Origin of the sequence: [Clostridium] symbiosum ATCC 14940 (assembly GCF_000466485.1) — a bacterium.
GTDB classification, from domain to species: domain Bacteria; phylum Bacillota; class Clostridia; order Lachnospirales; family Lachnospiraceae; genus Otoolea; species Otoolea symbiosa.
The window spans coordinates 1-1456 of record NZ_KE992941.1; the positions used below are offsets into that span (position 1 = coordinate 1).

Annotated in this window: 1 protein-coding gene; it reads right to left on the reverse strand. The window is 44.8% G+C overall.

All coding sequences use genetic code 11. The features are described 5' to 3' along the window. Positions 1–12: 12 nt before the first annotated feature. The gene (locus tag CLOSYM_RS13535; RefSeq protein WP_021642530.1) at positions 13–1329 is read right to left on the reverse strand and encodes an IS30 family transposase; all 1317 of its coding nucleotides are present in this window, start codon (positions 1327–1329) and stop codon (positions 13–15) included. Between the last annotated feature and the right edge of the window lie 127 nt (positions 1330–1456).

Consider the following 1456-nt stretch of genomic DNA (forward strand, 5'->3'; position numbering starts at 1 on the left):
TTTTTTTGATAGTTAGTTGTGTTTGAAGCGGATCAGCTTAGGCGTCAGATTTACCTCATCGGGTGCAATCGGCCTAAGCTGAAATGCGTTTAATACTTCTTCACCCAAAGTTTCAAGTGCGACGCTGTATGGTGTCCTTCCGCCGAGGCTTTCTCGTGGAGTGGAGTTGATGTGATTCACAATCAGGTTCACATCCCACTGTGTCAGGAACTCAAAGCTGGTTCCTTTCGGGAGTACCATTCGCAGCATCGTGTGTGCCTGCTCAAGACCGCCTTTCTGGCCGCTCCTCATTGGGTCGCAATAATAGATGCTTGTACGTTGAAGGCCGTTTACGCCGGTTTCCAGGGCGTCCGGGTCAGCGAATTCGGAACCTCTGTCGGTTAACAGGTGCTCGAACGCAGAAATGAATTCATAAGTGCCCATACGTTTTTCCAGGCGGTCAAATACAAGCCGCACAGCGCCTTTTGTACAGCGGTTCATAACAAAAGCAAGAAACAGCTTCTCCTCCGTGAAAAAGAAAGTCAGCAGCACCTTATCAGACTCTCTGGATGAATGTACGGTATCCATTTCCGTAAAGCGTGAAAGGTGAAGTTCTGAAAAATCGGCAAAGGTTCGATTCACAAAAACGGAACGGTTTGTGATTTGGGTTTTATGACACTTTCTGGATTTGAATTTCACTTTTCTTTTTAAATCGATATTTCTGGCAGTGAATAACCCCATGTTCATATAGGTGTAAACCGTGCGCACCGACATTTCCAATTCGGGATGGTTCGTTACAATCTGATAGGGAGACTGCCCCTGCTGAATAAGTGGAGAGACTATGATATCCTTTTGGTGTAACTCCCGTTTTGTGAGGTTGATTCCAGCTCTGGAGTCGCTGAGCTTCTCTTTGTACTTGCGATGCGCAAAGCGTGCATCGTAGGTATATTTGTGTGCAATGGTGCAGTGGTTTATCTGTTTGTCACAGCCGTTACAAACATATGGTGCCTTAGTGAGACGGGTGCAGCGTTCCTTTTCAAAATCGGGACAGGTCTGGTTACAGGTTGGACAGGAAGTACACTTGATGCCGCAAAGAATAATCTTTCGGCAGGCATTTGTCTTCTTACAGTGATAACGGTGGACACAGAAGTTTTTGGCGTTGTAAAAGGTCCCTTTGTGATACCAGTCCGAGAGCCTGTGAGCCATTACCTCTTTTGAAATGGTGGTAGGGTCTTTGCAAAGGAACTTAGCGATGTCTTTGAAAGAGGTACCTTTATTCAGTTCGTTTTCGATATAGATACGATTATGCAGGGTAAGGTGTTTTTGATTACCAGGTATATATTTACTCATGATTCCTCCATCTACTGCTGTCAGAAGGAGAGACTACATTATCATAATGGTATGAAAGAGTAAATATCAACTGTGCGGGAGTGAATTCCACCGCATAAGCGGGCGGTGGAATTTAAATAAAAAATTT

What these genes read in the sequence shown, in the direction of transcription:
- CLOSYM_RS13535 (WP_021642530.1), bottom strand. Translation starts at nt 1,329, where the DNA reads ATGAGTAAATATATACCTGGTAATCAAAAACACCTTACCCTGCATAAT.